This is a genomic window from Streptomyces sp. NPDC001714 (genome assembly GCF_042892755.1).
GTDB lineage: Bacteria > Actinomycetota > Actinomycetes > Streptomycetales > Streptomycetaceae > Streptomyces.
In genome coordinates, this window is sequence record NZ_JBIAUL010000001.1 from 554145 (window position 1) to 567725 (window position 13581).

General features: G+C 70.0%; 11 protein-coding genes. 10 read left to right on the forward strand and 1 reads right to left on the reverse strand.

Features of this window, described 5'->3' with window-relative positions; genetic code table 11:
* Nucleotides 1-89 precede the first annotated feature (89 nt).
* The 3 genes from ACFY0P_RS02605 to ACFY0P_RS02615 all read left to right on the forward strand — a co-directional run bounded on the left by ACFY0P_RS02605 (nt 90) and on the right by ACFY0P_RS02615 (nt 3874).
* Nucleotides 90-1181, forward strand: a complete 1092-nt coding sequence (locus ACFY0P_RS02605; protein ID WP_388906468.1) for an SPFH domain-containing protein — start codon at nt 90-92, stop codon at nt 1179-1181.
* A gap of 15 nt (nt 1182-1196) precedes the next feature.
* Nucleotides 1197-2279: a hypothetical protein gene (locus ACFY0P_RS02610; RefSeq protein ID WP_388906469.1), complete on the forward strand. Its 1083-nt coding sequence runs from the start codon at nt 1197-1199 to the stop codon at nt 2277-2279.
* Between the two features lie 506 nt (nt 2280-2785).
* Nucleotides 2786-3874, forward strand: a complete 1089-nt coding sequence (locus ACFY0P_RS02615) for a glutamate--cysteine ligase (protein WP_388906470.1) — start codon at nt 2786-2788, stop codon at nt 3872-3874.
* Nucleotides 3875-3922: 48 nt separating this feature from the next.
* Here the strand turns inward: ACFY0P_RS02615 and ACFY0P_RS02620 are convergent, their stop codons facing one another.
* Nucleotides 3923-4579, reverse strand: a complete 657-nt coding sequence (locus tag ACFY0P_RS02620; RefSeq protein ID WP_388906471.1) for a class I SAM-dependent DNA methyltransferase — start codon at nt 4577-4579, stop codon at nt 3923-3925.
* 260 nt (nt 4580-4839) lie between these two features.
* On the opposite strand from ACFY0P_RS02620, the gene ACFY0P_RS02625 reads away from it, so the two are divergent.
* The 7 genes from ACFY0P_RS02625 to ACFY0P_RS02655 all read left to right on the forward strand — a co-directional run bounded on the left by ACFY0P_RS02625 (nt 4840) and on the right by ACFY0P_RS02655 (nt 13550).
* Nucleotides 4840-6057 carry a M20 family metallopeptidase gene (locus tag ACFY0P_RS02625; RefSeq protein WP_388906473.1) on the forward strand — a complete coding sequence of 406 codons (1218 nt, stop codon included), beginning with the start codon at nt 4840-4842 and terminating at the stop codon, nt 6055-6057.
* Nucleotides 6058-6402: 345 nt separating this feature from the next.
* Nucleotides 6403-7434 carry a BMP family protein gene (locus ACFY0P_RS02630; RefSeq protein ID WP_388906474.1) on the forward strand — a complete coding sequence of 344 codons (1032 nt, stop codon included), beginning with the start codon at nt 6403-6405 and terminating at the stop codon, nt 7432-7434.
* A 253-nt stretch (nt 7435-7687) separates the two neighbouring features.
* Nucleotides 7688-8737: a BMP family protein gene (locus ACFY0P_RS02635; RefSeq protein ID WP_388906476.1), complete on the forward strand. Its 1050-nt coding sequence runs from the start codon at nt 7688-7690 to the stop codon at nt 8735-8737.
* Between the two features lie 328 nt (nt 8738-9065).
* Nucleotides 9066-10769 (forward strand): ABC transporter ATP-binding protein, encoded by a 1704-nt coding sequence (locus tag ACFY0P_RS02640; RefSeq protein WP_388907286.1) that lies wholly within the window; start codon nt 9066-9068, stop codon nt 10767-10769.
* Nucleotides 10766-11887 (forward strand): ABC transporter permease, encoded by a 1122-nt coding sequence (locus ACFY0P_RS02645; protein WP_388906478.1) that lies wholly within the window; start codon nt 10766-10768, stop codon nt 11885-11887. The genes ACFY0P_RS02640 and ACFY0P_RS02645 overlap by 4 nt, the downstream gene beginning before the upstream one ends.
* On the forward strand, nt 11887-13149 hold the full coding sequence (locus tag ACFY0P_RS02650; protein WP_388906479.1) for an ABC transporter permease: 1263 nt from the start codon (nt 11887-11889) through the stop codon (nt 13147-13149). The genes ACFY0P_RS02645 and ACFY0P_RS02650 overlap by 1 nt, the downstream gene beginning before the upstream one ends.
* A complete protein-coding gene (locus ACFY0P_RS02655) occupies nt 13146-13550 on the forward strand; it encodes a cytidine deaminase (protein WP_388906480.1) in 405 nt (134 codons plus the stop codon). The genes ACFY0P_RS02650 and ACFY0P_RS02655 overlap by 4 nt, the downstream gene beginning before the upstream one ends.
* Nucleotides 13551-13581: the final 31 nt, after the last annotated feature.

Genomic DNA, 13581 nt, shown 5'->3' on the forward strand with positions numbered 1-13581 from the left:
GGGGGTGTGCGCCCGTCCGTAGCCCCGCTGACCGTATTGGGCATACTGTCGGCTGATCGTTTGATTGCGGTGCGGAGTGGGGGGTTGCTGTGGGGCTGATGGACCGCATCCGCGGTGAGTTCATCGACATCGTCGAGTGGACCGACGACGGTCGGGACACCATCGTGTGGCGCTTTCCGCGCTACGGCAACGAGATCAAGATGGGTGCCCGGCTCGTGGTGCGCGAGTCGCAGGTGGCCGTCTTCGTCAACGAGGGCCGGCTGGCCGATGTCTACCAGCCCGGCACGTACACCCTCTCCACCCAGAACATGCCGGTCCTGTCCACGCTGAAGGGCTGGAAGCACGGCTTCGAGTCGCCGTTCAAGGCCGAGGTCTACTTCGTCACCACCCGGCAGTTCACCGACTTCAAGTGGGGCACCCAGAACCCGGTGATCCTGCGGGACGCCGAGTTCGGCATGGTCCGGGTCCGTGCCTTCGGCACCTTCGCCGCCCAGGTGGTGGACGCCGCCGCGCTGCTGCGCGAACTCGTCGGCACCGACCCGCAGTTCCGCACCGAGGAGGTCGGCGAGCACCTGCGGCAGCTGATCGTCTCCAAGCTGGGCTCCGCGCTCGGCGGGTCCGGTGTGCCGCTGCTCGACCTCGCCGCCCGGCAGGACGGCATCGGGCAGCAGCTGGCCAAGGCCCTCACCCTGGAGCTGTCCGCCACCGGCATCGCCATCCCCCGGTTCTACATCGAGAACATCAGCGTCCCGCCGGAGGTCGAGGCGGCGATCGACACCCGCTCCCGGATGGCGATCACCGGCAACCTCGACGACTACGCCAAGCTCCAGGCGGCCGACGCGATCCCGCTCGCCGCCGCCAACCCCGGCACCGGCGGCGACGCCCTCGGGCTGGGCGTCGGCATGGCGCTGGGCCAGCGGATCGTGCAGAGCACGTCCGGTGCGGCCGCCGCGGTCCCGCCGCCGCTGCCCACCGCGCCTCGCTGGTTCATCGCCGTCGGCGGACAGCAGCAGGGCCCGTACGACGAGAGCGCGCTGGCCGGGCAGGTGGCGGCCGGCAACCTGACCCGGACCACGCTGGTCTGGTGCAGCGGGCAGGCCGCCTGGCAGCCCGCGGACCAGGTCCCGGAACTCACTTCGCTGCTCGCCGACGTCCCGCCGCCGCTGCCCCCGCAGGGCTGAGATCGGAGAAGTGAGTTGACGGATCAGGACGTCGTGCCGGCGCCCGACCGGGCGTTCCAGTGCGAGGCGTGCGGCGGGGTCAGCGAGTACGCGCCCGGCACCTACACGCTGCGCTGCCCGTACTGCAAGCACGAGCAGGACATCACGCCGGTTCCCCGGCAGGTGACCGAGCACCCGATCGAGGAGCTGGCCGCGCTGCCCCGCCGGGCGGCCGCGCCGGGCCGGGTGAAGGTGTACACCTGCCCCGGCTGCCACGCGGTGACCGAGAGCGACACGCTCAGCGACAAGTGCCAGTTCTGCGGCACCCCGCTGGTCTCGGACGCCTCCGGCACCGAGCGCGTGGTGCCCGAGGCGGTGCTGCCCTTCGGAGTGGGCCGTGAGCAGGCCCGTGAGGCGCTGGCGAAGTGGACCACGTCCCGCTGGTTCGCGCCCGACGAACTGAAGAAGGTCACCGAGGCGGAGACCTTCCGGGGCAGCTACCTGCCGCACTGGACGTACGACGCGCAGACCACCACCCACTACACCGGCGAACGCGGCGAGCACTACTGGGTGGAGGAGGAGGACTCCGAGGGCAACACCCGGCGGGTGCAGCACACCCGCTGGCACCGCACGTCTGGGACGGTCGGCCGGTTCTTCGACGACGTGCTGGTGCCCGGCAGCGGCCAGGTGCCCGTGAAGGAACTGGACAAGCTGACCCCCTGGCCGCTCGAGGAGACGGTTCCCTACCAGGAGGAGTACCTGGCGGGCTTCCGCACCGTCCGGTACGACGTCGAGCCGGAGGCCGGCCTGGAGGCGGCGAAGGCGCGGATGGCGCCGGTGATCCGCGCGGACTGCAAGCGGGACATCGGCGGCGACGAGCAGCGGGTGCACTCGGTGTCCACCGCCTACAGCGCCCTCACCTACAAGCTGGTGCTGCTGCCGGTCTGGTTCCTGACCTACATCCACGCGGGCAAGGCGTGGCCGGTGATGGTCAACGCCCGCACCGGCGAGGTCATCGGCGAACGGCCGTACAGCGCGCTGAAGATCACCCTGGCGTCGGTGGGCGCCGCGCTCCTGATCGCCCTGGTGGTGCTGCTCGTGGTGATGCTGCGCAACTAGCGGCGCGGTACGTCCTTGGAGTCGCGGTCCGTGCGAGAGCGGGTGGATGCCTGTACGGAGCTGGACCAGCTTGAGGTCTGGGCCCGGCGCGCAGTGCACGTCACGGATGCCGCCGAGCTGTTCGTGGAGGAGTGAACGCCGGGGCCGCCCGCTTCCTTGCGGTGTCGTGCCTCCGCGGGGGAGAAGCGAGCGGGCGGGCGGCCTGGGAGGGCCAGGGGCCCGGCCGGGGTTCGCGGGGCCGGGTGCTGCGTGCTCGCCGTCGGTCGGCGGGGGCGGGCGCGGCGCGCACGGGTGCGGCGGTCTGGCGGCTTGCGGTGGGTGGGTGAGGGGCGAATGGTGGATGTGTGCCGTGGAGAGGGGTGCGAAGGGCGGGGGTGGGGGCACGGATCCTCCGGCCGCAGCAGCGGGGCGGGGGTGCAGTGGCAGGTGTCCCCTCGCAGCGCCTGGGAAGTCGGGGGGTACAGCCTGCCGCGTACGGTCGCGGCGCGGACGGAGGGCGGACTCACGTGCGTACCGTCGGAGTGGAGGAAGAGCTTCTTCTCGTCGACCCGGAGTCGGGTGAGCCTCGGGCGTCGGCCCCGGCCGTGCTGGCGCGGGCCTCGCTGGTGGATCCGGGGCAGGACGTGTTCGAGAAGGAGCTCTACGGGCAGATGCTGGAGTTCGCCACCCATCCGCAGTCGGACATGTCGGAGCTGGGGGAGGAGATCAACCGGTGTCGTAAGGAGGCCGCCCGGCTCGCCGGGGAGCTCGGGTGTGCCGTCGTCGCGCTCGCCACTTCGCCGCTGCCCGTCAGCCCCTCCATCAGCGTGAACCCGCGCTACCAGTGGCTGGCCGAGCAGTACGGCATCGCCACCCGGGAGCAGCTGGTGTGCGGATGCCATGTGCACGTTGCCGTGGAGTCCGACGAGGAGGGCGTGGAGGTTCTCGACCGCATACGGCCGTGGCTGCCGGTGCTCGTCGCGATCAGCGGGAACTCGCCGTTCTGGCAGGGCAGCGACACCGGCTATGCCAGTTACCGCAGCCGGGTGTGGTCGCGCTGGCCCTCCTCCGGCCCCACCGAGCTGTTCCGCTCCGCCGAGCGCTACCACCGGCTGGTGGCGGACATGGTGGCCACCGGCGTCATCCTGGACGAGGGGATGGTCTACTTCGACGCCCGGCTGGCCCGGCGCTATCCGACCGTGGAGATCCGGGTCGCGGACGTCTGCCTGCGCGCCGGGACCGCCGTGCTCGTGGCCACCCTCGCCCGCGCGCTGGTGGAGACGGCCGCGCGGGAGTGGCGGGCCGGGCAGGAGCCCGTCGACCACGGGGTGGGGCTGCAGCGGCTGGCCACCTGGCGGGCCGCACGGTCGGGGCTCCGCGGGGAACTGCTCGATCCCGTCACCCTGCGGCCCCGGGCGGCTCCCGCCGTGCTGGAGTCACTGCTCGCGCACACCCGGGACGCCCTGGTCGGCAGCGGGGACCTGGCGGCCGTGGAGGAGGGCCTGGAACGGCTGCTGCGGTGCGGCAACGGCGCCGACGAGCAGCGGGAGCTGCTGGAGGGCGCCGGGAGCCTGCGGGACGTGGTCACGGGGTGCGTGCAGCGCACCCAGGAGTGACGCCCCGCGTCGTCCCGCACCTCGCCGCCGCCCTCGCCCGGGGCCCGCTCAGCCAGGCTTGCGTGCCAGGACGAACGCCCGGGGCATCTTCTCCGACCCCAGCGGCTCCCGGATCAGGGTCGCCGCCACCTCCAGGCCCGCCTTGGCGAGCATGTCGCCCACCGCGTACGCGGGGCGCCAGTAGTAACGCAGGTCGATCTCGTGGCCGAAGCGTTCCGTGAGGTGGAGGCCGGGCGTCTCGCCCTTCTGGAAGGCCAGCAGCACGTGGCCGCCGGGGACCAGGACGCGGTGGAAGCCGGCGAAGGTCGCCGGGAGGTGGTCGTCGGGGATGTGGATGATCGAGTACAGGGCGAGAATGCCGCCGAGGGTCTCGTCGGGCAGGTCCAGGGACGTCATGGAGCCCCGGTGGAAGCGGACGGCGGGGTGGGCCTCGCGGGCCAGGGCGACCATGGCGGGTGAGAGGTCGATGCCGAAGGTCTGGACACCCAGGTCGTTCAGGTGGGCCGTGATGTCGCCGGGGCCGCTGCCCAGGTCGGCCACGGGGGCGGTGCCGTTCGCCTTCACCAGCGCGGCGAAGGCGGCGATCATGGACATGTCTACAGGTAGGTCGGGTATGCCGGGGAAGGCGGCGGAGTAGTCCTTGGCGATCGTGTCGTAGGACGTACGGGTGGTCTGTATGAAGTCGGTCGTCTCCGAGTCCGTCACGGTCGCGCACGCTACCGGGCGGGCGCGACCGGCGTGGCGAAGTCGCGGTTGCGGCTCGGTCCCGTTTCGGTGGGTGGACACGACGGGCGTGATCGTCGCCAGGCGTGGTATGCGTGGAAGAGGAAACATAGGTGTTACCCAGCCACGTCTGAGGTCATGCGTCCGCGGTCAGATTTTCTTCCCCTAACGGGCTGAACTTTTGTTGATCTCGGGGCAGTTGAGCCTTCGGGCGTCCTACCCTTCAGAGGGTGAACCAATTGATGTCCCTAGAGACCGAGGCCGACCTCCCCGGGGATGTGCTCCCCGGCGTGCTCAGCGAGGAACTGCACGCCGAACTCGTCGCCTTCCGCCGCGACCTGCACATGCACCCCGAGCTAGGAAACCAGGAGTTCCGCACCACGGCCGCCATCAAGGAGCGGCTGGAGAAGGCCGGCCTGCGGCCGCGCGTCCTCCCGGCGGGGACCGGACTCGTCTGTGACATCGGGCCGGTCGGGGACGGGCTTCCGGTGCTCGCCCTGCGGGCCGACATCGACGCCCTGCCCATCCCGGACATGAAGACCGAGTGCTCGTACCGGTCCACCGTGCCGGACCGGGCGCACGCCTGTGGGCATGACGTGCATACGACGGTGGTGCTGGGCGCCGGACTGGTTCTCGCCGAGCTGCACGAGCGGGGGCAGCTGCCGCGGCCCGTACGGCTGCTCTTCCAGCCCGCCGAGGAGGTGCTGCCCGGCGGCGCCGCCGACGCCATCGAGGCCGGGGTGCTGGACGGGGTGGGGCGGATCATCGCCGTGCACTGCGACCCCCGGGTGGACGTGGGGCGGATCGGGCTCAGGACCGGCGCCATCACCAGCGCCTGCGACCGGGTCGAGGTGGCGCTGGACGGTCCCGGCGGGCACACCGCACGGCCGCATCTGACGACCGACCTGGTCACCGCCGCCGCCCGGGTGGCCGTCGACGTGCCGGCGCTCATCGGGCGGCGCGTCGACAGCCGGAGCGGCCTCGCCGTGACCTGGGGCCGGATCGAGTGCGGGCACGCACCCAACGTGATCCCCCAGCACGCCGAGCTGTCCGGGACCGTGCGCTGCCTGGACCTGGAGGCCTGGCGGCAGGCCCCGGACGTGGTGCACGCGGCGATCGACGAGGTCGCCACCATGCACCGCGCCAAGTCCGAGATCAACTACGTGCGCGGGGTGCCGCCGGTCGTCAACGACCCGGTGATCACCGAACTGCTGCGGGACGCGATGACCGCCCGGCGCGGCACCGACTCCATCGAGACCACCGAGCAGAGCCTCGGCGGCGAGGACTTCTCCTGGTACCTGGAGCACGTGCCGGGCGCCCTGGCGCGGCTCGGGGTGCGCACGCCGGGCGAGCGGACCGTGCGCGATCTGCACCAGGGTGACTTCGACGCCGACGAGCGGGCCATCACCGTCGGTGTGGAGCTGTTCACGGCCGCCGCCCTGATCGACGCGACCATGTAGTCGCATCGACGGGAGTCATATCAGCCGGCGGGAGAAACGGTCAGCTTCCGCGCAAGTCACGCAAGTCCCGCAGGGGGCGAAGAGGTGCCCGGTCGGTACCCCTTCGCCCCCTTGTGTCACCCCGTCGTAACCGGCGGCCGCCGGTTGTAACCCGGAGTCGGCACGGTTCGATAACGGCCCGGAGAAACCCCGTTCCCCTCCCCTTCTACGCGCGTTACTGTGCGCCGAAATCGCCACCGAGGGTGGACGGTTGGGGAAGCGGGCCGATGACGGTGCCGTGGGGACGAAGGGGTGCTTGCTGTGCGTTATATGTCGGGTCGGAGGACTCGGTTCTCCCAAGCTGCGGTGACCGTTGCCGTCATCGCCCTCGCGGCCGCCGGGTGCGGCAAGTCCAGCTCGGACACCGGTGCGACCAGCACCAACTCGTCCGGCAAGTACAACGGCAAGGGCATAGGCCTCGCCTACGACATCGGCGGCAAGGGCGACCAGTCCTTCAACGACGCCGCCTACGCCGGCTTCCAGAAGGCCGAGAAGGACTTCGGCATCAGCGGCCGGGACATCGAGCCGCAGGACGGCGAGTCCGACGCCGACAAGGTGCAGCGCCTCGACACGCTCGCCAAGGCCGGCTACAACCCGATCATCGGGGTCGGCTACTCCTACGCGCCCGCCGTCAAGGAGGTCGCGGCCAAGTACCCGAAGATCACCTTCGGCATCATCGACGACAACGAGGTGACGGCCTCCAACGTCGTCGACATGGTCTTCGCGGCGGAGCAGTCCTCGTACCTCGCGGGCGTCGCCGCGGCGTCCGCCACCAAGAAGGACCACATCGGCTTCATCGGCGGCGTCGACATCCCGCTCATCCACACCTTCGAGGCGGGCTTCGACCAGGGCGCCAAGTCGGTCAACCCGAAGATCAAGATCGAGTCGCAGTACCTGACCCAGACGGCCCAGGAAGGCGGCTTCTCCAGCCCCGACAAGGGCAAGGCCGCGGCGCAGGGGCAGATCGACGCCGGTGCCGACGTCATCTACCACGCGGCCGGTCTCTCGGGCCAGGGTGTGATCGAGGCCGCCTCCACCGCCAAGGTGTGGGCGATCGGTGTCGACTCCGACCAGTACAGCCAGAGTGCGCTCGCCAAGTACAAGGACTACATCCTCGGCTCCGCGCTGAAGAACGTCGGTGGCGCGGTGTACGACCTCGTGAAGTCCGTCTACGAGGGCAAGCCGGAGAGCGGTGTCGTCAACGGCACCCTCAAGACCGGTGGCGTCGGCTTCGCGGACACCAACCCGAAGTACAAGGCCATGACCAAGGTCGTCGCTGCGGTGGAGAAGGCCAAGCAGGACATCATCTCCGGCAAGGTCACCGTCAACACGAAGTGACGTGACATGTATACGGCCGGATGATCGTCCGGCCGTATACGGACGGCCGGACACGCGGCCGCCACCCGCCGTTGCAGTCCGTGCGCCCCTTGCCTCCTGCAAGGGGCGCACTGCTGTCCGTCACCTTGGCGGTGACTGTGGCCACAGCTAGATAACGGACCGGACATTGGGGGTTTTCCGTCTGGTCTACGCGCGTTACGCTGCCGCGGAACCAGCGCCTGGTTTGGGCGCTTGCACGAAGGAGTCTCGTTCCATGCGCCGGGTGTCCCGAATCGCCGTTGCGGGCGTTGCAACCGCAGCTCTTGCCGTCACCGTCTCAGCGTGCGGCAACTCGTCCAGCTCGTCCACCGGCAAGGCCGGCGCGTCCAAGGGTGTCGGTCTCGCGTACGACGTCGGCGGCAAGGGCGACCAGTCCTTCAACGACGCCGCGTACGCCGGCTTCCAGAAGGCCGACAAGGAGTTCGGCGTCACCGGCCGGGACATCGAGCCGCAGGACGGCGAGTCCGACGCCGACAAGGTGCAGCGCCTTGAGACCCTGGCCAAGTCCGGCTACAACCCGGTGATCGGTGTCGGCTTCGCCTACGCGCCCGCCGTCAAGGAAGCCGCCGCCAAGTTCCCGAAGATCACCTTCGGCATCATCGACGACAACCAGGACCAGGCGAGCAACGTCGCGGACATGGTCTTCCACGAGGAGCAGTCCTCGTACCTGGCCGGCGTCACCGCCGCGCTGACCACCAAGTCGAACACCGTCGGCTTCATCGGCGGCGTGGACGTCCCGCTGATCCACAAGTTCGAGGCGGGCTTCGAGCAGGGCGTCAAGGCCACCAAGAAGAACGTCACGGTCAAGGCCCAGTACCTGACCCAGACCGCCCAGGAGGGCGGCTTCTCCAGCCCCGACAAGGGCGAGGCCGCCGCCGAGGGCCAGATCGGCGCGGGCGCCGACGTGGTCTACGCCGCCGCCGGCCTCTCCGGCCAGGGCGTCATCAAGGCCGCCGCCGCGCACAAGGTGTGGGCGATCGGCGTCGACTCCGACCAGTACAACCAGGCCGCGCTGTCGAAGTACAAGAACTACATCCTGACCTCGGCCCTCAAGAACGTCGAGGGTGCGGTCTACGACCTCGCCAAGTCCGTCATCAAGGACAAGAAGCCGCTGTCCGGCGAGATCCGCGGCTCCCTGACCAACGGTGGCGTCGGCCTGGCCGACTCCAACCCGGTCTTCAAGAACAACGCCACCCTGCAGGCCGCGCTCAAGAAGGCCGAGGCCGGCATCAAGGACGGTTCGATCACGGTCAAGACCTCCTGACTCGGCGGTCATGACCTTGTCGTAGCCATGGTCAAAAGAACGCTGTAATGGCAGCGTTACGGCCACGGAACGGGGTGCGGGAAGGATGTTCTTCCCGCGCCCCCTGCCATGGATCCGGGGACCCGGGCGGGACCCCGGCGCGGATCCGAGAGTTCGGTCAGGAAGCTCGGGTGCGGGTGCGGGGGATCGACGGCAGGGGCAACCCCGGTTCGCGCGGCAGAATGCTCGGAACGGATCGAGAGTCGAAAAAGCTCGGTCAGGTCCGGGCACTATTTAAAGCAGGGGCGCTACGCGCGTAGAGCGACCCCTTTTCCGAGGAGAGTGCGCCATCGACGCGTCCAGCAGCCCTCCGCTCACCGCAGAGACGACAGCCGCGGTCGAGCTGGCGGGGATCACCAAGCGATTCCCGGGTGTCGTAGCCAACCACGACATCCACCTGTCCGTCCGCAAGGGCACCGTGCATGCCCTGGTGGGCGAGAACGGGGCCGGCAAGTCGACCCTGATGAAGATCCTCTACGGCATGCAGAAGCCGGACGAGGGCACCATCGCGATCGACGGCGAGCAGGTCTCCTTCTCGTCCCCGGCCGACGCCATCGCGCGCGGCATCGGCATGGTCCACCAGCACTTCATGCTGGCGGACAACCTCACGGTCCTCGAGAACGTCGTGCTCGGCAGCGAGAAGCTGTACGGCATCGGCGGCAACGCCCGGAAGAAGATCAAGGAGATCTCCGACCGGTACGGCCTCGGCATCCGCCCGGACGCCCTGGTCGAGGACCTCGGCGTCGCCGACCGGCAGCGCGTGGAGATCCTCAAGGTCCTCTTCCGCGGTGCCAAGACCCTGATCCTCGACGAGCCCACCGCGGTCCTCGTCCCGCAGGAGGTCGACGCACTCTTCGACAACCTGCGCGAGCTGAAGTCCGAGGGCCTCTCGGTCATCTTCATCTCCCACAAGCTCGGCGAGGTGCTGTCCGTCGCCGACGACATCACCGTCATCCGGCGCGGTACGACGGTCGGCACGGCGATCCCGTCCGAGACCACCCCGCGCCAGCTCGCCGAGCTGATGGTCGGCAGCGAGCTGCCCACCCCGGAGACCGCCGAGTCCACGGTCACCGACAAGGCCGTCGTCACGGTGAAGAACCTCACCGTCTACGCCAGCGGCCCCTCCCTCGGCGAGGTCGGCGCGCAGCCCGAGACCGCCACGGTCGGCTCGTCCGGCGCCACCGCCCGCGGCGACGTCCTCGACGAGGCCACCACCCCCGGCGCCGCCAAGCGCGTCCTCGACGACGTCACCTTCACCATCCACGCCGGCGAGGTCATGGGCATCGCCGGCGTCGAGGGCAACGGCCAGACCGAGCTGATCGACGCGCTGATCGGCACCCGCAACGCCGACTCGGGCACGATCGAGTTCCTCGGCGAGGACGTCACCCCCTGGGGCACCCGCAAGCGCCGCGAGGCCGGCGTCGGCTACATCCCCGAGGACCGGCACCGCCAGGGCCTGCTCCTGGAGTCCCCGCTCTGGGAGAACCGCATCCTCGGCCACGTCACCGAGAAGCCCAACGCGAAGGGCTTCTGGCTGGACATCAAGGGCGCCCAGGCCGACACCCGCCGGATCGTCGAGGAGTACGACGTCCGCACCCCCGGCATCGACGTCACCGCCGCCTCCCTCTCCGGCGGCAACCAGCAGAAGCTGATCGTCGGCCGCGAGATGAGCCACAACCCGAAGTTCCTGATCGCCGCCCACCCCACCCGCGGTGTGGACGTCGGCGCCCAGGCGCAGATCTGGGACCGCATCCGGGAGGCCCGCCGAGAGGGCCTGGCGGTGCTGCTGATCTCCGCCGACCTGGACGAGCTGATCGGCCTGTCGGACACCCTGCGGGTGATCTTCGACGGAAAGCTGGTCGCGGACGCCGACCCGGCCACCATCACCCCGGAGGAGCTGGGCTCCGCCATGACGGGTGCCGCGTCCGGCCACCTGGAACACGTAGAGACCACCGACGAAGGCGCCGACGGTCCGGAGGACGAGGCCCGATGAAGAAGTTCGACAAGGAGCGGGTGCTCCTCGCGCTGGCCGGCCCGGTCATCGCGCTCGTCCTGGCGATCGCCCTGACCTCGATCGTGCTGCTGGCCTCGAACCGCAACCCGTTCGAGCCGTACGTGCTGATGCTCCAGCAGCTGCCGTACTCCGACATCCAGGTCCTGATCATCAACCAGGCGGCGATGTACTACATCGCGGCCATCGCGGTCGCCCTCGGCTTCCGGATGAACCTGTTCAACATCGGCGTCGACGGCCAGTACCGCCTCGCCGCCGTGATGACGGCCGTGGTCGGCGCCAACGTGGGCCTGCCCGCCTTCCTGCAGATCCCGATGCTGCTCCTGGTCGCCATGCTCACCGGCGCCTTCTGGGCCGGTATCGCGGGTGTCCTCAAGGTCACCCGGGGGGTCAGCGAGGTCGTCGCCACGATCATGCTGAACGCGATCGCCACCAGCGTCATCGGCTACGTCACCCTCTCCAACGTGTGGGGCGTCCAGGTCGGCAACAACATGACGACCGGCGTGATGAAGAAGTCCGGCTGGTTCCCCGGCATCAACCTGGGCTCCGACGTCGGCGAGATCTACGGCATGGTCTTCGTCGCCATCGCCCTCGGTATCGGCTACTGGGTCGTCCTCAACCGGACCCGCTTCGGCTTCGACCTGCGCGCCACCGGCGCCTCCGAGTCCGCCGCGGCCGCCTCCGGCGTCGACGCCAAGCGCATGGTCCTCGTCTCCATGCTGATCTCCGGCGCCGTCTCCGGCCTCGCGGGCCTCCCGCTGCTGCTCGGCGACTCCCACACCTACAGCCTCGACTTCCCGGCCGGCCTCGGCTTCACCGCCATCGGCATCGCCCTGCTCGGCCGCAACAACCCGGGCGGCATCGCCTTCGCCGCGCTGCTGTGGGCCTTCCTCGACAAGGCCTCGCCCGCCCTCGACTACGCGACCCCGGTGGCGTACGAGAAGGAGATCGCCACGATCATGCAGGGCCTGATCGTCTTCTCCGTCGTCATCTCCTACGAAGCCGTACGGCAGTGGGGTCTGCGCCGCCAGCAGCGCCAGGTCGGCGCGGAGCTCGCCGCGGCCGCCGCCCAGAACACCAAGAAGGAGGTGGCGGCCTGATGTCCACCGCGACCATCGCCAAGCCGCAGGCGACCAAGCCCGGCAAGGGCGGCCGCCGAATGTCGCTCCCGGTACTCCTGCTGGTCATCGCCGGCGTACTGATCCTGACCTCGGCCGTGCGCCTGATCACCGGCGCCGACGGCATCACCTCGACCGGCCAGATGTCCACCGCGCTGCGCCTCGCCGTCCCGATCGGCCTCGCCGGCCTCGGCGGTCTGTGGGCCGAGCGCGCGGGCGTCGTCAACATCGGCCTCGAAGGCATGATGATCCTCGGCACCTGGTTCGGCGCCTGGGCCGGCTACCAGTGGGGCCCCTGGACCGGCGTCGTCTTCGGCATCCTCGGCGGCGCGCTCGGCGCCCTGCTGCACGCCGTCGCCACCGTCACCTTCAACGTCAACCACATCGTCTCCGGTGTGGCCCTGAACATCCTCGCCCTGGGCGCCACCCGCTACCTCTCGAAGTTCACCTTCGAGAACGCCGAGGGCGGTTCCTCCAAGCAGTCCCCGCCGATCGACTCGCTCGGCACGTTCAGCGTCCCGGGCCTGTCCGACTGGCTGGACACGCTCAACCAGAAGCACTGGTTCTTCATCTCCGACATCGCGGGCCTGGTCGGCGGTCTGCTGACCGACCTCTCCCCGCTGACGGTGATCGCGGTGGCCCTCGTACCGATCACGTGGTGGGTCCTGTGGCGCACCGCCTTCGGCCTGCGGCTGCGCTCCTGCGGCGAGAACCCGGTGGCGGCCGAGTCCCTCGGTGTCAACGTCTACAAGTACAAGTACATCGCGGTGATCATCAGCGGCGGCTTCGCGGGCCTCGGCGGCGCGTTCCTCTCCATCGTCGCCTCGAACGTCTACCTGGACGGCCAGACCGCCGGCCGCGGTTACATCGGTCTCGCCGCGATGATCTTCGGCAACTGGATGCCGGGCGGCCTCGCCCTCGGCGCCGGCCTGTTCGGCTACACCGACAGCCTCAACCTGCGCGGCGGCACGGTGAACGTCCACGCGCTGATCCTGCTGCTCGCGATCCTGCTGGTGTTCGGCGCCGCCTACCTGGCCTGGAAGAAGAAGTACGTCCCGGCGGCGATCACCATCGTGATCTCGGTCCTGATGTTCGTCTGGTACGCCACCACCAACGACGTCCCGCGTCAGCTGGTGACCGCGACCCCGTACATCGTCACCCTGCTGGTGCTCTCGCTGTCCGCGCAGTCCCTGCGGATGCCGAAGGCGGACGGCCTGCCGTACCGGAAGGGACAGGGCAAGTGACCGCCGAGGCCGCCGGCTTCGACTGGGAGACGCTGCGGGCCGAGGCACGGGAGGCCATGTCCCACGCCTACGCCCCGTACTCCGGCTACCCGGTCGGGGTCGCCGCCCTGGTGGACGACGGCCGTACGGTCTCCGGCTGCAACGTGGAGAACGCGTCGTACGGCCTCGGCCTGTGCGCCGAGTGCGGACTGGTCTCCGAGCTGCAGCGCACGGGCGGCGGCCGGCTCACGCACTTCACCTGCGTGGACGGCACGGGCGCCCTCCTCGTCCCGTGCGGCCGCTGCCGCCAGCTGCTCTACGAGTTCGGCGGCCCGGACCTCCTCCTGGACACCCCGGAGGGCGTCCTGCCCCTCTCCGAGATGCTGCCCCAGGCCTTCGGCCCGGCCCATCTCACCAAGTAACTCCCGTGCGGCCCCTCCGGGTTCGGAGGGG